Source organism: Streptomyces sp. NPDC030798 (genome assembly GCF_055572275.1).
Window position 1 is genome coordinate 51,607 of the sequence record NZ_JBVIDR010000010.1, and the last position, 18,253, is coordinate 69,859.

16 protein-coding genes are annotated in these 18,253 nt (G+C 72.2%); 2 read left to right on the forward strand and 14 right to left on the reverse strand.

What is annotated here, in order from left to right:
* Positions 1 to 11: 11 nt before the first annotated feature.
* The 12 genes from ACZ404_RS22965 to ACZ404_RS23020 all read right to left on the reverse strand — a co-directional run bounded on the left by ACZ404_RS22965 (position 12) and on the right by ACZ404_RS23020 (position 12,963).
* Positions 12 to 806, reverse strand: coding sequence for a MinD/ParA family ATP-binding protein (locus tag ACZ404_RS22965; RefSeq protein ID WP_468442738.1), 795 nt, complete (start codon positions 804 to 806; stop codon positions 12 to 14).
* 20 nt (positions 807 to 826) lie between these two features.
* Positions 827 to 2,062, reverse strand: a complete 1,236-nt coding sequence (locus tag ACZ404_RS22970; protein ID WP_468442740.1) for a PP2C family protein-serine/threonine phosphatase — start codon at positions 2,060 to 2,062, stop codon at positions 827 to 829.
* A 10-nt stretch (positions 2,063 to 2,072) separates the two neighbouring features.
* Complete coding sequence (locus ACZ404_RS22975; RefSeq protein ID WP_468442742.1) at positions 2,073 to 2,570, reverse strand: ATP-binding protein; 498 nt, start codon at positions 2,568 to 2,570, stop codon at positions 2,073 to 2,075.
* A 12-nt stretch (positions 2,571 to 2,582) separates the two neighbouring features.
* Entirely contained in the window at positions 2,583 to 2,894 is a 312-nt protein-coding gene (locus ACZ404_RS22980; RefSeq protein WP_468442744.1) for an STAS domain-containing protein, read from the reverse strand.
* A gap of 40 nt (positions 2,895 to 2,934) precedes the next feature.
* A complete protein-coding gene (gene glgX / locus ACZ404_RS22985) occupies positions 2,935 to 5,079 on the reverse strand; it encodes a glycogen debranching protein GlgX (protein ID WP_468442746.1) in 2,145 nt (714 codons plus the stop codon).
* Positions 5,076 to 5,417: an STAS domain-containing protein gene (locus tag ACZ404_RS22990; RefSeq protein ID WP_468442748.1), complete on the reverse strand. Its 342-nt coding sequence runs from the start codon at positions 5,415 to 5,417 to the stop codon at positions 5,076 to 5,078. The genes glgX and ACZ404_RS22990 overlap by 4 nt, the downstream gene beginning before the upstream one ends.
* Positions 5,414 to 7,252, reverse strand: a complete 1,839-nt coding sequence (locus tag ACZ404_RS22995) for an AGE family epimerase/isomerase (RefSeq protein ID WP_468442750.1) — start codon at positions 7,250 to 7,252, stop codon at positions 5,414 to 5,416. The genes ACZ404_RS22990 and ACZ404_RS22995 overlap by 4 nt, the downstream gene beginning before the upstream one ends.
* A gap of 147 nt (positions 7,253 to 7,399) precedes the next feature.
* Positions 7,400 to 9,196, reverse strand: a complete 1,797-nt coding sequence (locus ACZ404_RS23000) for a hypothetical protein (protein WP_468442752.1) — start codon at positions 9,194 to 9,196, stop codon at positions 7,400 to 7,402.
* Entirely contained in the window at positions 9,193 to 10,470 is a 1,278-nt protein-coding gene (locus tag ACZ404_RS23005) for an IS701 family transposase (RefSeq protein WP_468442754.1), read from the reverse strand. The genes ACZ404_RS23000 and ACZ404_RS23005 overlap by 4 nt, the downstream gene beginning before the upstream one ends.
* A gap of 207 nt (positions 10,471 to 10,677) precedes the next feature.
* Positions 10,678 to 11,373 (reverse strand): SDR family oxidoreductase, encoded by a 696-nt coding sequence (locus tag ACZ404_RS23010; RefSeq protein WP_468442756.1) that lies wholly within the window; start codon positions 11,371 to 11,373, stop codon positions 10,678 to 10,680.
* A gap of 46 nt (positions 11,374 to 11,419) precedes the next feature.
* Complete coding sequence (locus tag ACZ404_RS23015) at positions 11,420 to 12,766, reverse strand: sugar phosphate nucleotidyltransferase (RefSeq protein ID WP_468442758.1); 1,347 nt, start codon at positions 12,764 to 12,766, stop codon at positions 11,420 to 11,422.
* Between the two features lie 44 nt (positions 12,767 to 12,810).
* Positions 12,811 to 12,963 (reverse strand): hypothetical protein, encoded by a 153-nt coding sequence (locus ACZ404_RS23020; RefSeq protein WP_468442760.1) that lies wholly within the window; start codon positions 12,961 to 12,963, stop codon positions 12,811 to 12,813.
* Between the two features lie 269 nt (positions 12,964 to 13,232).
* Between ACZ404_RS23020 and ACZ404_RS23025 the strand changes: the two genes are divergently transcribed.
* Positions 13,233 to 14,075: a helix-turn-helix transcriptional regulator gene (locus ACZ404_RS23025; RefSeq protein WP_468442762.1), complete on the forward strand. Its 843-nt coding sequence runs from the start codon at positions 13,233 to 13,235 to the stop codon at positions 14,073 to 14,075.
* Positions 14,076 to 14,517: 442 nt separating this feature from the next.
* On the opposite strand, the gene ACZ404_RS23030 is transcribed toward ACZ404_RS23025, so the two are convergent.
* Together ACZ404_RS23030 and ACZ404_RS23035 are read right to left on the reverse strand one after the other, a co-directional pair.
* On the reverse strand, positions 14,518 to 14,952 hold the full coding sequence (locus tag ACZ404_RS23030; RefSeq protein ID WP_468442764.1) for a hypothetical protein: 435 nt from the start codon (positions 14,950 to 14,952) through the stop codon (positions 14,518 to 14,520).
* 158 nt (positions 14,953 to 15,110) lie between these two features.
* The gene (locus ACZ404_RS23035) at positions 15,111 to 15,872 is read right to left on the reverse strand and encodes a methyltransferase domain-containing protein (protein WP_468442765.1); all 762 of its coding nucleotides are present in this window, start codon (positions 15,870 to 15,872) and stop codon (positions 15,111 to 15,113) included.
* Positions 15,873 to 16,219: 347 nt separating this feature from the next.
* On the opposite strand from ACZ404_RS23035, the gene ACZ404_RS23040 reads away from it, so the two are divergent.
* The gene (locus ACZ404_RS23040; RefSeq protein ID WP_468442766.1) at positions 16,220 to 18,157 is read left to right on the forward strand and encodes a helix-turn-helix domain-containing protein; all 1,938 of its coding nucleotides are present in this window, start codon (positions 16,220 to 16,222) and stop codon (positions 18,155 to 18,157) included.
* The last annotated feature ends 96 nt before the right edge of the window (positions 18,158 to 18,253 follow it).

Here is an 18,253-nt window from a genome sequence, read left to right on the forward strand (position 1 = left end):
GTGGTCCTGGGTCATGACAGGGAAGGGGGATGCGGCGCCGGCCGGCGCAGCGCCGTGGTCCCGTTGCTCACGTCGGCGATGATGCGGCGGTAGCCCGCCACCAGCGGATGGTGCGGATAGGCGGTGCTGAACAGCCGCTCCCCGGCGAGCGAGGCCATCTCGGTGGCGTACGGCAGCGCCACCGTGACCGGGGTGCCGAAGGCGTCCTCCACCTTGGCGCGCAGCGGTTCGTGCGCGGTCCCGGCCGGCACCAGGTTCACCGCCACGCAGCGCTGCCCGCAGCCGAGCCGCTCGGCGAGCGACATGGTCTCGGCGGCGCCCGCCATGTCCAGCCGGTCCGCCCGGGTGACCACCACCAGGGCGTCGGAGCTGGCCATCGAGGTGACCGTCTCGTTGTTGAACCCGGCGTGGGTGTCCAGGAGCAACACGTCCAGGGCGAGCGAGTCGATCAGCCGGTCGAAGCCCTCGCGGAGCAGCCCGACGTCGTAGCCGCGCCCCATGATCTCGTTGCCGCCCGCGGTGCGGCTGCGGGCCGGCACCACGAAGAAGCCGTCGTGCCCGGCGTCCGCCTCCGCGGGGTAGGCGGCGTCCTCGATCTCGCAGCGCCCCATCAGATAGTCGCTCAGGGAGCGGCGGACCGTGCCGAGGGCGTCGCCGAACATGACGTCCAGCGCGGGGGTCTGGATGTCGGTGTCCACCAGCGCGACCCGGCGCCCGGCGGAGGCCAGGAGCACCGCCAGGTTGGCGGCCGTGCTGGACTTTCCCGTACCGCCCCGGTACGAGTGCACGGTGATGATCTGCGACATGGTCTCCACCCGGGGAAGCGTCAGGAGTTGCGCCGGTGGACGGCCATCATGGTGATGTCGTCCGACTGCTCGGCGGGGCCGACGAACTCGTTCAGCACCCCGTCCATGTGGTCGAGGAGTTCCTCGCCGCGCACGGCCGCCTCGCTCAGCTGCTTGATCATCAGCTCGTTGCCGAAGAACCGTCCCGACGCCGAGCGCGCCTCGGTCACCCCGTCGGTGTAGATGAACAGGGTGTCGCCGGGGCTGATCTGGGCGTAGCCGAGCGAGAAGGTGACGTCGGGGATGACACCGACGGCCGGCCCCGTGGGCTCCAGCAGCACCGGCTCGGCCCCGTCGGCGCTCACCAGGACCGGCGGGTTGTGACCGCCGTTGATGTAGACGAGGTTGCCGGTGTGCGGGTCCAGGACGCCGAAGAAGAGGGTGGCGAAGTAGCCCTGCCGGATGTGGTTGCGGGTCAGGTAGTTGTTGGTGCCCACCACCGCGTTGAGCAGCGGGGTGGCCCCGACGACCGGGATGGCGCGGGTCTGCTCCTCCCACACGTGGGATTCGCTGAGCACGTCGGCGGCGATGAGGTTCTGCAGCCCGCTCTGCTCGGCGGTGTGCCTGAGGAGACTGCGGATCAGCGCCATGAACAGGGCGGCGCCGACTCCCTTGTCGCAGACGTCGGCCACGACGAGGGCCAGCCTGCGTCGGTTGACCAGCTCGAAGACGTCGTAGAAGTCCCCGGCGACCGTGCGGGCGGGGCGGAAGCGGACGTCGATCTCCCAGTCCTCGGGACTGGGCAGGGTGTCCGGCAGGAAGCCGAGCTGGATCTCCCGGCCGATCTCCAGCTCCCGTTCGTAGCTGAGGAGTTCGGCGTGTGCGGCGACGTCCTCCAGCGTGCGGGTGAACGCGGCCCGTTCGTGGCAGTTGCGCAGCCTCGCGCGGACCAGTTCGGGGTGGAAGGGCGGCACGAGGTAGTCGGAGCCCGCCTGGACGTGCCCGCCGAGCAGATGCAGGTCCCGGTCGGCGTACGCCACGACGGTCGGCTGCCCTCCCTCGTCCTCCAGCCGCCGCAGGACCGCCTTCACGGTGGCCGGGGCGAGCCGGGCGGAGACGAGCAGCACCTCGGTCTCCCCCAGCTCGCCCGGGGCCGGCGCGAGGGCCTCGCCCGGGGTGCGGCGGCGGACCTCGAACCGCAGCTCCCGCAGCGTCGCCAGCAGCTCGGCCGGGGCGCTCCGGTGTTCGTCAAGGAGCAGCACCTTCGTGTGTGACATCTCGTCTCATCTATCCGTGGTGGTCGCGGTGGATCGTCAGCGTGCTGACGTTGCGCCCCGCCACCAGCTCGTAGTCGAAGCAGTCCACCGCCGTCAGCGCCAGGAAGACGCCGAGTCCGCCGACCGCGCGCCGCGACAGCGGCACCTCCAGATCGGGTTGCTTCATGCCGCCGCGCGGGTCGAAGGCCGGCGCGTCGTCGGCGAAGCGCACCCAGACCCGGTCCGGGGCGACCCCGCCGTCGACGCAGATGTCGCCGGGGGCCCCGCAGTAGCCGTGCATGACGATGTTGGTGGCCAGCTCGTCGGCCGCCAGCCGCAGCCGGTAGGTCTCGCTGCTGCTCAGCCGGCCCGACCGCCCGAGCTCGAGGACGAACCGGGCGACCAGGTCCAGGGACTCGAGGTCGGCCGGGATCCGCAGCCCGGCCAGGCTCCCGGCGGCGAGCGGCAGCTCGCACCAGTCCTGCTCCGCGGTGGGTTTGGCCGACGCGGCCCCGGAGTCGATCGCCATCTCCCGCCCCTCTCAGGCGTCGATCAGCTCGATGCTGTGGTCGAAGCCGGCCAGCCGGATGGTCCGGCTCACCGGCTCCGTGGCGCCGATCACGGCGATGCGCACCTCGTCGCCCATCTTCTGCCGGGCGAAGACCAGCGAGCGCAGGCCCGCGCTGGCCATGAAGTCCAGGTGCCGGGCGTCGATCTCCAGGCGCACCGCGCCCTGCTCGGCGGCCTGGTCGACCAGGTCGTGGAAGCGGGGCGCGGTGGACGCGTCCAGCTCACCCTTGATCTCGATGGTCGCGATGCCGTCGGTCACGCTCAGGATTCCGTCGAACGACATGAACAGCTCTCCTTGTGTGAAGGCCCTTCGGTGAAGGGGGTCAGCCGGTGCGCCGGTCCCGGCCGACGAGGATCACCAGCGCGTGCGGGCCGAGGTGGTAGCGGCCCGGGTGGTGCAGCTCCGTCTCGGCGCCGAGCCGGGCGAGCCCGTGCGGGGCGGCGAGGGAGGTGTCGGCGAACAGGTGCCAGGCCTGTCCCTCGGGCAGGGCGGGCAGCTCCAGGTCGTGCGCCTCCCAGTGCGCGTTGACCGCGACGTACACGTGGTCGTCGGCGACGGTGCCGCCCTTGGCGTGCCGACCGCACCGCATCAGGCCGAGCACCCTGCTGTGCGCGGACCAGTCGGGCTGCCAGGCGCCCACGCCGTGCCAGCTGATGTCCGGGTAGCCGCTGCCGACCCGGTCGGTGCCGACGGGGTGCTCGGCGGAGCGCAGCACCGGGTGGGCGTGCCGGAAGGCGATCAGCGCCCGGGTGAACTCCAGCAGTTCGGCGTTGGCCTCGAGAAGTCCCCAGTCGAACCAGGACAGTTCGTTGTCCTGGCAGTAGCCGTTGTTGTTGCCGAGCTGGGTGCGCCCGACCTCGTCGCCGGCCAGCAGCATGGGAACGCCCTGGCTGGTCAGCAGGATGCCGAGCATGTTCTTCATCTGCCGCAGCCTGAGGTCCCGTACGTGCGCGGAGGCGCTGGGTCCCTCCTCGCCGCAGTTCCAGCTGTGGTTGTCGTTCGCGCCGTCGCGGTTGTCCTCGCCGTTGGCCTCGTTGTGCTTGTCGTTGTACGCCACCAGGTCGTGCAGGGTGAATCCGTCGTGCGCGGTGACGAAGTTGACCGACGCCGAGGCGGTGCGGCCGCCGTACAGGTCGGGGGAGCCGGCCATGCGGGTGGCCAGCTCGCCGACCAGACCGGGTTCGCCCTTGACGAACCGGCGCACCGCGTCGCGGTACTGGCCGTTCCACTCCGACCAGCGGCCGTAGTTGGGGAAGGCCCCCACCTGGTACAGCCCGGCCGCGTCCCACGCCTCGGCGATGAGCTTGGTGTGGCGCAGGATCGGGTCGTGCGCGAGCTGTTCCAGCAGCGGCGGGTTGGGCAGCGGGGTGCCGTCCGGCGCCCGGTCGAGGATGGCGGCGAGGTCGAAGCGGAAGCCGTCGATGTGGTACTCGGACACCCAGTAGCGCAGACAGGACAGCACGAAGTCGCGGACCACCGGGTGGTTGCAGTTGACGGTGTTGCCGGTCCCGCTGAAGTTGTAGTACTCCCCGCGGGGCGTGAGCATGTAGTACGTGGCGTTGTCCAGGCCCCGGAACGAGATGGTGGGCCCGTGCTCGTTGCCCTCGGCGGTGTGGTTGAACACCACGTCGAGGACGACCTCGATGCCCGCCCGGTGCAGCTCCTTGACCAGGGTCTTGAACTCGTCCGCCTGCATCCCGAACCGGCCCGTGGCCGCGTAGCCGGCCTTGGGGGCGAAGAACGAGACGGTGTTGTAGCCCCAGTAGTTGTACAGCCGGCCGCCGGTCGCGGGGTCGGTGCGCGGGTTGTCCAGCTCGTCGAACTCGAACACCGGCAGCAGCTCGACGCAGTTGACCCCGAGGGCCTTCAGATACGGGATCTTCTCGCGCAGGCCCGCGTAGGTGCCCGGGGCGCTCACCCCCGAGGAGGGGTGCCGGGTGAAGCCGCGCACATGCGTCTCGTAGACGACGAGGTCCTCGGTGGGGATGCCCAGCGGGGTGTCGTCGCCCCAGTCGAAGTCGTCCTCCAGGACCTTCGCGCGGTAGGGGTAGACGTCGTCCCAGTCGGGCTCGCGGCCCCACACGTCCCGGCCGGAGACCAGCCGGGCGTAGGGGTCGCTGAGCACCCTGGACGCGTCGAACCGGTCGCCGGCCTCCGGGTCGAAGGGGCCCTCGGCGCGGAAGCCGTACTCCAGGTTCTCCGGGTCCAGCCCGAAGACCGTCATGGCGTACACGCTTCCGATCCGGAACTCCGGGGGGAACTCCAGTTCGGCCGTGGGGCGGCGGGCGCCCCGCTCGAAGAGGACCAGCCGCATCGCCGTGGCCCGGTCGGAGTAGACCGAGAAGGTGATCCCCCCGGGCACCGGATGCGCGCCGTACGGGAAGGGCCGTCCGGCCCGCACCCGGTAGCCGCCGATCCGGCGGGTGGGGAACGCGTCCACGCGCTCACGCACGTCCGGGGTCGTCATCGGCCCGTACGTTCCATCGCGGCGTCCAGGTCCTCCTCGATCTGGAAGAAGTCCAGGAACCCGGTCGCGGACATCACGAACCGCACCTCCTCCGACAGCCCGACCAGCGTCACCCCGGTCTCGAGCTGCTGCGCCCGGCGGTGCACGATCAGCAGGGTGCGCAGGCCCGCGCTGGAGACGTAGGTGACGCCGCTGAGGTCGATCAGCAGCCGGCTGCCCTGGCCGACGAACGGCAGCAGCTGGGCCTGGAGCCCGCCGGACGTGGTGGAGTTGATCTCTCCTTCGAGGACGACGACCGCGGTGTCGCCCTCGCTGCGGGATGTGAGCTTGACGGTCACTTCTCCACCTCCGTCCGGGCCACGGGGGCCAGCCGGACCTTGACCTTGATGCGCCCGGACGTCTCGGGCAGGTGCACGAGCAGGGCGTCGGCGTCGTAGCCGGTGTGCGGCTCGCCGTCGATCTCCACGGACTCGATGCGCACCGAGCCGTGCGGCAGCAGGTCCGGGGCCACCCGCAGCACCCGGTCCTCGATCAGCGCCGGGTCGGGCTTGAACCAGAAGTCCATGGCGCTGCCGCCCAGCAGCAGGTTGTTGTAGACGGCCGCCAGGTAGCACAGCTCGGCCGAGTGGTACATCGACATCGAGTGGCTGCCCTTGAGCCGCTCCACCCCGAGCAGGTACGGCAGCCCGCTGGCGAGGACGTTGAAGTAGACGGCGCCCTCGTCGTGGTCGAGGAAGAAGGCGTTGTAGAAGGCCTGCGCGTCCCGGGCCTCGCTCTGGAAGTCGGCGCGGCCGGTGGTGCCGTGCAGGATGAGGTAGGCGAGGATCGCCTGCTCCTGCTGCCACCAGGCCTTGCGGTCGTGCCAGGTGAACCGGTGCCGGTCCTCGCCGGCCACGCGGACCCGCTCCACCACGTCGTACCAGCCGCCGCGCTGGCGGTCCGCGCCCCACTCGGGCATGGACTCGCCGAGGGTGGTGGCCAACTCCAGATAGCCTTCCTTGGGACGCAGGCTGTGCATCCGCATCAGGTTCCAGGCGATCTTCAGGTTGTGGCCGACGACCGCGCGGTTCTGCTGCCAGCCGTGCGTGGTGTCGTGCGACCAGTCCTTGTGGAACCGTTCCTGCACGAAGGGGCTGTGGTCCGGGTCCGGGAACCGCGTGACGATGGTGTCGAAGGTGTACTCCAGCATGTCGGCGTAGCTCTTCTCGCCCGTCGCCAGGTACAGGTTGATCAGGTACGCCGGGGCGTGGTCGCCGACCGAGTTCCAGTTCTTGCGGGCCCGGTTCGGGCCGAGGGACTCGTGCTCGGGGCTGAGCAGGATCGGGTCGATGTGCGAGAAGTACCCGCCGTGCTCGGGGTCCAGGTAGAACCGGTCGAAGAGCCGGATGGTGGCGTCCGCGTCGGCCTTGATCCGGGGGTCCCCGGTGATCCGGTACGTCTGCACGGGGCCGGCCAGCGCGTAGATCTGCTCGTAGGCGGGCAGCGCGTCGTAGTCGTCGGAGAACTCCGAGGTGAACAGCTTGGTCTCGACGTCGCCGTCGACCTTCAGGCCGTGGTACCAGTACACGACGTTCTCGTCGGCGTCCACGAACCGCATGTGCTCACGCAGGTACTCGGTGCCCCGCTCGGCGATCTCCAGGTACTCGTCGTCGCCGGTCAGCAGGAACGCCGAGGCCATGCCGTACACCAGCCGGGAGATCGTGTCGGTCTCCTGCACATGGCTGGCGGTCTTGTCGCCGCTGAGCCGTATCTCGGTGCGGTACCGGGTGAAGTCGACCGGCCCGTCCCCGAACTGGGCCCGGCGGTAGAACGCGGCGATCTCCCGGATCTGCCGCACCCACCAGCCGGCCTCCTCGAAGCGGTGGTCGTCCACCTGCCGGCCGGTGAAGATCAGCCGCTTGGCCTCGAACCGCGGCTTGTCGGCCCCCGGGTAGAAGATCCCGTACGCCAGGACGTAGCGGCCCTCCTCCAGCAGCGCGTCGATGTGCCCCGAGGCGTCCTGGTACGGCTCCCCGAGGTTGTGCAGCAACTCGGCACCGGGCCCGCCGTCCAGCGAGACCTCGAAGGGGCGGCCGTCGGCGGTGACGAGGGTGAAGACGCGCGCCACGCGATCGAATCCGGCCACCCGGCCCGCGATGGTGTCGGAGAACGTGAAGTTGACGGTGTCGGACATGAGTCACGCCCTTCGCTTTATGAGTTCGAATTCGTCCGGGATTGATGAACCATCAAAATCTCCCGTTCCTGACATTCCGCGAACGTGTCACATCTTCGGCGGACCGGTATGCCACGGACAAAGAGCGGTCGTGGACTTCCTGAACTTTCAACTCTCGCAGCGGTGTTCTTCCGCGATACGCCGGACGGCGGCGAGCGGAATGGGCAGCCAGGCCGGCCGGTTGTGCGCCTCGTACACCGCCTCGTACACGGCTTTGTCCGCCTCGAAGGCGCGCACCAGCACCGGTTCGCGCCGCGGGTCCTGACCGCCGCCGGCGGCGTAACCGGCGCAGTACGCCTGGCGGTTGTGCACCGCCCACGCCTCGGCCCGGCGGGCCAGGCGTGCGTCGTCCCCGTCCGGTGGGCCCGGCGGGCGGCCCAGCACCTCGGTGAGGGCGTGGTGGGCGGCGTAGTCGAAGGAGCGCAGCATCGCCGCCACGTCACGCAGGGCCGGCTGGGGCCGGCGGCGCTCCTGCGGCGCGTGGCCGGGTTCGCCCTCGAAGTCGATCAGCACCCAGCCCCGCTCGCCGCGCAGCACCTGCCCCAGATGCAGGTCGCCGTGGATTCGCTGCACCAGCGGCGGCCGGCCCCGCACGGCGTCCGCCAGGTCCTCGTGCAGCGCCCACAACGCGTCGGCGTACGGCGCCAGGCCCGGCACCGAGCGCAGTCCCTCCGCCAGGCGCTCGCCCAGCAGGTCCAGCAGGTCCTCGCACTCCGGCCCGGTGAGCGGACGGCTGCCGAGCTGACCGGCGAGCGCGGTGTGCACCCGCGCGGTGGCCAGCCCCAGGCCGTACGACTCCTCGGCGAACCCCCCGAGCGACTCCGGCGCGCCGCGTTCCCCGGCCAGACAGGCGCGGGCCCGGTCGGTGGCCGCGGCCCAGCCGTCGCCGTCCGAGCGGACGAACTCCTGCACGATGCCGAGGGTCAGGGCGCCCACCGGCGACTCCTCCGTGGTGCGCACCTGCGCCAGCGGCGCCGCACTCGGCACGCCACCGGCCCGCTGCAGCGCCCCCAGCAGCTCCAGCTCCGGGCTGGTCCCGGGCACCGGCCGGCGCAGCACCTTCAGCATCGCGCGGTCGCCGAACGCCACCGAGGTGTTGGACTGCTCCGCCGTCCCCACCACTCCCGGCACCCCCACCGGCAACTCACCGCCGGGCAACCGCTCGAACCGCACCGGCCCGACCCCGCCGTCACCGAAGCGCTCCAGCAGCCGCGCCATCAACTGGGGGTCCTGCGTGCCCTCGTACAACGTCAACGCACCGCCGCCCGGCCCACGAAGCCGCCCGATCACCGCGTCGGGCGGCTGCGGGACGGGTTCACGGCGGGTGGCGATCACCGCGTCCGGGGGCTCCGGGGCAGCGCCTCGGCGTGGTCCGGCTGACCCGTCCGAGGGCTCGGCGGCAGCCCCTCCACCCGGGCCGACCAACGCGTCCGACGGCTCGGCGGCAACCCCTCCACCCGGGCCGACCAACGCGTCCGACGGCTCGGCGGCAACCCCTCCACCCGAGCCGACCAACGCGTCCGACGGCTCGGCGGCAACCCCTCCACCCGAGCCGACCAACGCGTCCGACGGCTCGAGGGCAGCCCCTCGGCGTGGGCCGTTCAGCGCGTCCGGGGGCTCCGGGGCAGGGGTTCGGGTCGGGTCGGTCGGGGTTTCCGGGGGCTCGGGGGCGGGGTGGCGGTGGAGGCCTATCAGGGCCTGGTACGGGCCCTCCGTGCCGGTGTCGAACACCGCGAGCAGCAGTGCCGGGTCGCCCGGCAGCACCCGTTCCAGCAGGCGGGTCGTGACGTGCGGTGCGCCGCCGTCCTTGCCCGCGAACCAGCGCCGGCCGGGCAGCCAGGAGGCCAGCAGGCCGTCCAGCGCCGCCCGCACCCGCTCCAGCTCCGCGTCCTTCGGGGCCGTCATGCGGCACGCACCCGTATCGGCTCGGCGGGCGCGGGCATCCGCACCGCCGGCGGCCAGACCTCGGTGTGCGACGCCGTCGACAGCACCGTCGCCGCGTGGGCCAGGGACACCATCGTCATGTGGTGGTGCCAGCCCCGGAAGGAGCGGCCCTCGAAGTCCCGGATGCCGAGCCCCTCACTGACCTCGGCCAGGTCCCGCCCGACCCGGTGCGCGAGCATCGCGGTGCGATAGACCGTGCCGAGCTGGGACTGCGGCAGGTTGGACAGCCAGTACGCGTTCGGCGTGCGCCGCGTCGTGTCGCCCCAGGCGCCGACGAGGATGAGTTCCTGCTGGTCGGCGGGGACCGGACGGGGGGCGTCGGGGCCCGTGCGGCGCAGCAGGACCCGGGCGGCGCCGACCGAGGTCGCCCGCAGCGCGTCCGCCTCGGCGTCGTACCACTCCACCGGCATGCACTGCCGGCTCAGCTCCGGCACCAGCGCCGGCGGCGAACCCGGCGGGCAGGGCGCGCCCGTGTCCTCCGACACCGGCTCCGGCAGCCCCGCGCGCACCGAGGGCCGCACCGGCCGCAGGGCGATGCCGCGCGCCGCCGGGTCGATGCGGACCACGAACGGGATCCGGCGCTCCAGCAGCAGCGCGCAGATGCCGTACGCGTCGCTCTCGCGCAGGTCCATCACCACCGGCCGGTGCGGCAGCCCCCAGTCCTGCGCCATCGCGGACACCGCCTGGACCGCGCACTGCTCGGGCGGGCAGGAGCCGACGTCCTCCGGAATGCAGGCCCGGCGCCGCAGCGCCGCCTCGCCCGCCCAGCTCTCGGGCAGCGCCAGGCGCCAGTCCACCGGGCACGAGACCCGGTCGGAGGCGAGCCACACCCCGATCGCCTGCTGGCAGTTGACGACCCGGCCGAACTGCGAGACCCACCGCCGCTCCACGCCCACCGAGTGCTGCCCGACCTTGGCGATCACCAGCGGATGGACCACCCAGGCCCGCGGCTGCAGCCGCAGCAGCAGATCCGCCAGCTCCCGGCGGACCGGCTCGGCGGCCCACGGGGACTTGGTGATGAACTGGTAGAGGCTCTGCTCCACCCCGCCGCCCGCACCGTCGGCGATCGCCCGCATCGTCTTCCTTCCGGAGACCGACAGCAGACCTCTCACATACAGCTCGCCCCACCGCCGCTGGTCGCTGCGCGGGATGGAACGGAACGTGCGGGAAATGATCTCGGAGACCACGTGTTCGGAAATCTCGGCGGACTCCACGAGTTGACGTTCGCCGGGCATGACTGAGCCCCTTCTTCCATGCGTGAGCGTGATCGGCCTGGGGCCGGCGCCGCGGACGCTGTGCGCGTCCGCCGGGCGCCGGCCCCGGCGGGGACCCGCCGGCCCTTGCGGGGGGTTGGAGCCGGCGGGTGCGCGGGGCGAGGCGGGCGGTTCGAGGGCCCGCCCTCGCTGTCCGTACGGGCGACTTCGGCCGTCGAGGCAGGCCGGCTAGGGCCGCAGGGCGGGCAGGGCGTCCGGGACGAGGCGGCCGAAGAGTGGCTCCCAGTCGTCGGGAGCCGCGCCCGGTTCGTTGTAGACCTCGAACGTGCGGCCCGCGGCCGCCCTGGAGCCCAGCGCCCGGACGCAGGCCTCGGCCACCGAGGCGCGCGAGACCCAGCCGTCGCCCCGGTCGTCCTGCTCGAGGCGGACACCCGTGCCCGCGCCGGCGTCGTCGGTCAGCCATCCGGGCCGTACGACCGTGTAGGCGAACCCCGAGTCCCGGACCGCGTCCTCGCCGCGCAGCCGCCAGTCCAGCAGCCGGCCGTAGGCGTTCATCGGGTGCTCGCGCCGGGTCACGAAGATCTGGCTCACCAGCACCAGACGCGGCCGCACCGCGTACTCGGCGGCCGCCGACAGCACGTTGCGCACACCGCTGTAGACGGTGCTCTCCGGGCTGTCCGGGCCGGAGTCGGCGGTGCCCGGCTCCACGCTGAACACCACGGCGGCACAGCCGCTGAGGGCGGGCCCCAGCGTGTCCGCGTACCGTACGTCCGCCTGCCACAGCTCGGTGCCGGGCGGCGGGGTCGCTCCCCGCTCCGGGTGCCGGCTCACCACGCGGACCCGCTCGCCCGCCTCGGCCAGTCTCCTGGTCACGAGGGCACCGAGCCGGCCCGCCCCGCCGATCACCGCTATGGGGCCGTGCATGTGCATGATTCCCCCTATGTGTCTGCCGCTTGCCGTCCCGGCCGGGTCACACCCAGCGCAGGACGTCGTCGGCGTTCGTCAGCTCGGTCGCGGCGGGCACACCGGTGAGCGTGGGCACCCGGAGCCGCGGGTAGACCGTGACCCCGCGGAACCGGGAGCCGGGCCGCAGCACGGCCCCGTCGCCGATCGCGGTGTGCCCCTCCAGCCGGGTCGGCCGGACGCGCTCCGAATGGATCACCGCCATCGGCCCGACGTAGGAGTCCGCGACCTCGGCATGGGCGCCGATCACCGCGTACTCGCCCACGGCGGAGTGCCGCAGCGTGCTGCCCTCCCGGATCTCGGCCCCGTCGCCGACATCCGTGTGCTCCAGCCGCACCCCCGGACCGATCTCGACCTCGTGGCCGATGCGCACCCCGGGACCGATCAGCACCGACCCGTCCTCGATCTTCTGCGCGAGGGTGGTGCCGGTCAGGTCGTCCTTGGTCTGCAGGCTGCTCTCGTGGATCCAGCCGTGCGCTCCGCCCTGACCGGAGCGCTCCATCAGCCGGTTCATCTGCTCGTACGCGCCGTCGAGCACGAGCCGCAGCGTGTGCAGGTAGTCCGGTACGTTGCCCAGGTCGCCGAGCCGGGCGATGGCGTGGGCGGCGACCGGGTGGCCGTGCCCGGCCAGCCAGGGCAGCAGATCCCCGCCCCAGTCCAGCCGCTGGTGGGTCTGCCGGAACAACTCCGGCTCCCGGGCCAGCAGCCGCAGCCGGCCGCAGTCCACCAGGTACATCCCGGCGTTGGTGGGCAGCGTGGCCCGCTCGTCGGCGACCGCGTCCGGGAACAGCTCGCCCAGCCGGCCGGCGTCCGGCTTCTCCACGAAGCCCGTCACCAGTCCTCGCGCGTCGGTGCGCATCACGCCGTACTTGCCGGCGATCTCCGCGGCGGTCCGCTCCACGGCGGCCACCGTCACCACGGCACCGCGTCGTTCGTGCGTGGCCCTGAGGGCCGCGAGGTCGAAGTCGAAGAGCGAGTCGACCGGCAGTACCAGGGCCTGGCCCTGCAGGTCCCACTGCTCGAGGTTGTGCAGCGTCGCTCCGGCCGAGCCCACGTTGTAGCGGTCCAGGCGCGACCGGGAGTACCGGACGTCCACCCCGTGACGCTCCCCGTGCCCGAGGAGCAGCTTGATCTGGTTGCGGTTCTCCAGGCCGTGGGCCACCACGTGGAAGCGGCGGATCCCCTGGTCCCGGCAGGCTTCGACGACCCATTCGACGAGCCGCCGTCCGGCGAACGGAATAAGTGCCTTGCTGCGAATGTAGTCGGACGATTCGAGAGTGATGGGCTTTGCCCGTTCTCCTCTGCCGCCCGCGAGAATGATTCCGACGGTCTCCGGATTCCGACGAGGGCTCATCGCTTCCCCCCTATGAATGCGCCGGATGTCCGTACGGGCTTCGGTCAGCCCCATTCCGGGTCGTCGGGGGTGTTGGCCGACTGGGCCGTGGGCCGTACGTGGGTGGTGTGTTCGGCCGTCTGGACGCCGAGCACGAGGAGGAGCATCAGGGCGAATATCGCGGTGAACCGGCTCGCAGTCGTTCCCTTGGAATTCATGTGGATTCCCTCCCAGGTGGCTGATTAGGCGCTGTCGCCTCCGCCGCGAGAAGCATGCCGCAGCCATGGGGCGGATTTCTTCGCTTGGTAGCCTCGTGATCGCGCATTGCGCATTTCTGAAGGGGGAACGAATGTGCAGAAAGTCGGACAATCCCTCCCATCCTCATGTGGTCAGGCTGTGCGACGAGGGTCTGGCCCGGTACCGGCAAGCGCTTACGAAAGGTCCGATTGATGGCGAAGTCCCCGACTGCCTCGTCGAGTTGGGGCTGATGCGGCCGTTGGCCGAAAACCCGCTGATCATGGGCGTGGTGCCGCCCGACATCGCGGTGAGCGAGTTCTGCCGGCCCATCGAGCGCGCCATCCTCGTCCAGCAGCAGGCCGTCGCGGCCGTCCGGGAGGCGCTGAGCGCCGCGGAGGACGTCTACCGCGAGGAGCAGGGGACCGCCTCCGCGGACATCCGTCTGCTGCACGGCGAGGACGTCATCAGCGCGGCCCTGCAGAAGTCCGCCGACGCCTGCCGGGCCGAGCTGCTCACCGCGCAGCCGGGCGGGGGCCGGGCCACCGCGCTGCTGAGCAAGGCGCTGCGCCGGACGCTGGAACTGGCCGAGCGCGACATCCGCCAGCGCACGCTGTACCAGCACTCGGTACGTACGCACGGGCCGACCCTGGCCTACATCGAGCAGGTCACCGCGGTGGGCGTCGAGGTCCGCACCCTCAACGAGCTCTTCGACCGGCTCATCATCTTCGACCGCAAGATCGCCTTCATCCCGGACCCGCGGCACGACCTGCGCACCACGGCGCTGACGATCGAGCACCCGGCGATCGTCCACTACCTCGCCACGGTCTTCGACCACGCCTGGCAGCGCGCCGAGCCCGTGAGCATCACCCAGGAGCGGGCGCGGCCGCCGCTGATGACCGACGAGACCCGGCGCACCGTGCTGCGCCTGATGATCGAGGGGCACACCGACGCGGCGATCGCCAAGCGGCTGGGCATCAGCGCGCGCACGGTCTCCACCCACATAGGCCGCGCGGCGGAGTCCCTCAACAGCAAGAGCCGAGCCCAACTTGCCTACGCCCTGGCCCAGTCCCGCCTACTGGAAGAAGAAGCCTGACCCCCACCCCTGGGGGCCACCCACACCCACCACCGACACAGCAGGCCACCTGCCCACCCACAGGGGGCCGTCCGCCCCACACCCGCCACAGAACCGGCACCCGCCAACGGCGCCCAGTTCCACACGGGCCCCCGCACCCGCCGACGGCGCCCCAGCCCCACACGGGCCCCCCGCACCCGACCACGAAAGCCGCACGCCACCGCACCACCCACCCCCACCGGCACCCGCCGACGGCGACCCAGCCCCACACGGGCCACCCGCACCCGACCGCGAGAGCCGCACGGGTGGTGCGGGTGGGAACGAGATGCCGCCGAAGGCGCAGCCGAGGCGGGTCGACGGCACCCCACGCCGGCGAGGGCAGAGCCGAAGGCAAAGCCGCGCAGCCGAGGCGGGTCAGCGGCACCCCACGCCCGCGACGGCCGAGGCCCGGCCAAGGCGCCGCTCAGGCACCCAGCACCACGCAGTGCGCCCCCGGAGCCCGAGCCACGCGCCGTACCACCGCCCGCGTCTCCTCCTCCCCGCACGGCGCAGCCACCCGCGCCCCCGCGACCTCCCGCACCTCCTCGTACCCCGCAGGAAACCCCTCCGCCGAGACGACCACCGTCGCCCCCGCCTCCAGGCACCCCCGCCACAACGCCCCCGCCACCCCGGGCGTCAGCACCACGAACGGCCGATACCCCGCCGCCCCCAGCCCGGTCACCATCTGCGTCAGCACCGACCCCACGTTCGGCAACGAGAAGAAGCGGTCCGGATGCGCCACCCGGAAGGGATGATCGCTCTCACGCGGCAACGTCTCGAGACACACCACCCGCTGGTCCCGCCCGGCCACCACCGCCAGTTCACTGCGAAAGGCGTCCCACCCGGAAAGGCTCACCACGCCACCACTTCCCCCGCCGGCGGACCGCGGCGGCCCCTGACCGCCGCCCCGTGCCCGCGCCCAACCGCTGCCCGAGTGGCCGTACACCCGCCACTCCCAGCCCGCCCGTGCGGCCACCGTCGCCCGCCCGCAGGACACCGACCTCCACCCGCCGCCGCTCACCGGCGACCGGCGCCGCGCCCCGCGCCACCACCGGCGCCGGCGCCCCCGCGCACCACGATCTCGAGCAGCAGATGCTCCACGGCGTCCGTCCCGTACTCCCCCTCGAGCACCTCCACGGACCGCACCACCCGCAGCTCCCGCCCGCACTCCCGGGCGATCCCGTGCAACTCCCCGAGCACACCCCGGCTGCTGAAGTGCAGCAGCGCCCGCCCACCCGGGGCCAGCATCGCCGGCGCCTCGGTCAGATACCGCCGGTGCGCCCGATAGCCCGGATCGACGTACGCCCGCTCGTGCATGGTCCGGTACGTGTAGTCCTCCGGCGCCCGCACGTAGTTCGAGCTCCAGAAGACCGTGTCGAAACGTTCCTGCTGAAGCTCCGAGAACAGATCGCTGCGCACCGCCCGCACCCGCGTCCCGACCCCGTGCCGCACGGCGTTGACCCCGGCGTTCTCCACCGCCCGCGGATTCACGTCCGCCGCGACCACCCGCCCGCACCCGGCCAGAGCGGCCCGCACCGCGATGACCCCGGTCCCGCACCCCATCTCCAGGAAGGACCCCGCCCAGTCACCCGGCTCCGGCTCCGCGAGCCCCAGCAGATCCAGCGCGACCGCGGTCGACGGCGAGAAAACCGGTGCAAATACTTCGTCAAAAAGATGCCAACGCAACCCCAACAACTCGAACTCGTCCGGCCGGTCCGCCCGCGACAGCGACAACCTGCTGCGCTCCAGCGACCGAACGAAACTCTGCGTCTCCGACATGGCCAGATCCCCCCCGTCCATTCCCCCGCCGCTCCCCGCCGCTACCCGGCGGGGACACACCGTGACGGCGCCGCCGGCGATCGACCGGCGCGCAGTCGGGGCTTATGAGGGCTTATTGTCGGACGACCGAACGCCCCGCAGGAATGTGCAGAGGTAACCGCCGCACCACGACCGGGCGGTGCTCCGGTCACCGTGGGACCGGCACAGGCCTGTGGATTCAGCCAAAAACGCGCCAAGAGTACTGGTTCAAGCCATTGTTGACGCCCGTCGCGCACCCTGTCTAGGTTCACGGGGGCTCGGCAGAGCCACGCGCCGCAGGCGCCGCAGATCAACTGGGGGTGAGGTCTATGCGGCACACGGACGACGTCGTACGGGAGGAACTGCTCCGGCTCCTCGAACTGCTCGCCAGCGAAGCCCCGCCCCACCGCTTCGACCCGCCGGCCGACACCGGCACCGATCCCGGAACCGACACCCCGGTGCCCGCCGAGTCCCGGGCTCTCCTCGAACGGGCCCGCGCCCTGGCCCTCGACATCCACGGCCTCTTCTCCCGCCACCAGCAGCGCGAGGCCGCCCTCGCCGCCCTCGTCGACACCGCCCGCGAACTCACCCTCCCCTACGACGTCGACGCCCTGCTCCAGGTCATCACCCGCCGCGCCCGGCTCCTGCTCAACTTCGACATGTCGTGGATCACCCTGCGCGACGCCGCCGACGGCCGCTCCTACGTCCGCACCTCCGACGGCCACGCCTCCACCATCACCCCCGGCTTCGTCGTCCCCGCCCAGGGTGGCATCGGCAACGCGGCCGCCGACCGGTCCGCCCCCTTCTGGACCGCCGACTACCTCACCGACGACCGCTTCCCGCACACTCCCGCCACCGACGAGGTCGTCACCGCCGAAGGACTGCACGGCCTGATGGCGGTCCCCCTCAAGGAGGGCACCACCACCTTCGGCGCCCTCTACGGCGCCGACCGCTCCGTGCGCCACCTCACCCCCGACGAGATCACCCTCATGTCCTCCCTGGGCGACCTCGCCTCCCTGGCCATCAAGAAGGCCCGGCTTCTCGCCCAGACCCGCAGCGAACTCAGCGAACTCGAACTCGACGTCTCCCGCGCCCTGGACTCCTCCGCCGTCGAACGCCTCGTCAGCGGCGTCCACACCCGCCTCATCGACCTGGTCCTCGGCGGCCACGGACTCGACGAGATCACTGCCCGCGCCGCCTCGGAACTCGGCGGCGCCCTCATGGTGCGCGACGCCACCGGCCGCACCCTCGCCGTCACCGACGGCTTCCCCGACGTCGACGAGGCCGAACTCTTCCAGCGCACCCTGGACGCCCACACCGAACTCGCCCCCATACGCTCCGCCGACGGCCTGTGGCTGTGCCCCGCCACCGCCGGCCGCGAGGTCCTCGGCACCCTCGTCCTCGCCACCGACAGCCCCGCCATCGAGTACCAGCTCCGGCTGCTGCGCGCCACCGCCCAGTCCACCGCCGTCCTGCTGCGCATCCAGGCCGGCGCCGAGACCCCCGCCGACGGCGGCCGCAGCCAGCTCCTGCAGGACCTGATCGGCGACTCCCCCCGCTCCCCCGAACAACTCGCCGTACACGCCCGCCGCCTCGGCGTCGCCCTCGACGACCCCCACGTCATCCTCATCGCCCGCCCCGACGGCGGCGCCGGCGGCCGCGCCCTCGTCTGGGCCGCCTCCTACGCCCACCGCACGGCCGGACTGCAGACCACCGTCGACGACTGCCTCGTCCTGCTCGTCCCGGGCACCGACTCGGCCGCCGCCGGACGCGCGGTCACCGCCGAACTGTCCACCGTCACCGGCCGACGCGTCACCGTCGGCTCCGCCGGACCGGTCGCCCACCCGGACCCCCTGCACGGCCCCTACCAGGAGGCCCGGCGCTGCCTCGAGGCACTCACCGCACTCGGCACCGACGGCGGCAGCGCCTCCGCGCAGGAACTCGGCTTCCTCGGCCTGCTCCTCGCCGACAGCCCCGACATCACCGCCTTCGTCCAGACCACCATCGGCCCCGTGATCGCCTACGACGACCGCCACTGCACCGACCTCGTCCACACCCTCGAGGCCTACTTCGCCTCCGGCGGCAGCCCCCGCCGCGCCGCCGAGGCCCTCCACGTCCACCCCAACACCGTCTCCCGCCGCCTGGAACGCATCACCGATCTCCTCGGCCCGGCCTGGCAGGAACCCATGCGGGCCCTCGAAGTACAGCTCGCCCTGCGTCTGCACCGCACCCGGCACACCGTCCGCACGCCGCTGTCCCCGTGCTGAAACGGCCGCGGGGGGAGGGGGGGGGGGGGGGGGGGGGGGGGGTTGTTGGGTTGTTTGTTTGTTTTTGGGGGTGTGAAGAGAAAAAATCACATACCG

Coding starts and splice junctions, on each gene's coding strand:
- ACZ404_RS22965 (WP_468442738.1), bottom strand. CDS start 806: ATGTCGCAGATCATCACCGTGCACTCGTACCGGGGCGGTACGGGAAAG.
- ACZ404_RS22970 (WP_468442740.1), bottom strand. CDS start 2,062: ATGTCACACACGAAGGTGCTGCTCCTTGACGAACACCGGAGCGCCCCG.
- ACZ404_RS22975 (WP_468442742.1), bottom strand. CDS start 2,570: ATGGCGATCGACTCCGGGGCCGCGTCGGCCAAACCCACCGCGGAGCAG.
- ACZ404_RS22980 (WP_468442744.1), bottom strand. CDS start 2,894: ATGTCGTTCGACGGAATCCTGAGCGTGACCGACGGCATCGCGACCATC.
- glgX (WP_468442746.1), bottom strand. CDS start 5,079: ATGACGACCCCGGACGTGCGTGAGCGCGTGGACGCGTTCCCCACCCGC.
- ACZ404_RS22995 (WP_468442750.1), bottom strand. CDS start 7,252: ATGTCCGACACCGTCAACTTCACGTTCTCCGACACCATCGCGGGCCGG.
- ACZ404_RS23000 (WP_468442752.1), bottom strand. CDS start 9,196: ATGACGGCCCCGAAGGACGCGGAGCTGGAGCGGGTGCGGGCGGCGCTG.
- ACZ404_RS23005 (WP_468442754.1), bottom strand. CDS start 10,470: ATGCCCGGCGAACGTCAACTCGTGGAGTCCGCCGAGATTTCCGAACAC.
- ACZ404_RS23010 (WP_468442756.1), bottom strand. CDS start 11,373: ATGCACGGCCCCATAGCGGTGATCGGCGGGGCGGGCCGGCTCGGTGCC.
- ACZ404_RS23015 (WP_468442758.1), bottom strand. CDS start 12,766: ATGAGCCCTCGTCGGAATCCGGAGACCGTCGGAATCATTCTCGCGGGC.
- ACZ404_RS23020 (WP_468442760.1), bottom strand. CDS start 12,963: ATGAATTCCAAGGGAACGACTGCGAGCCGGTTCACCGCGATATTCGCC.
- ACZ404_RS23025 (WP_468442762.1), top strand. CDS start 13,233: ATGCGGCCGTTGGCCGAAAACCCGCTGATCATGGGCGTGGTGCCGCCC.
- ACZ404_RS23035 (WP_468442765.1), bottom strand. CDS start 15,872: ATGTCGGAGACGCAGAGTTTCGTTCGGTCGCTGGAGCGCAGCAGGTTG.
- ACZ404_RS23040 (WP_468442766.1), top strand. CDS start 16,220: ATGCGGCACACGGACGACGTCGTACGGGAGGAACTGCTCCGGCTCCTC.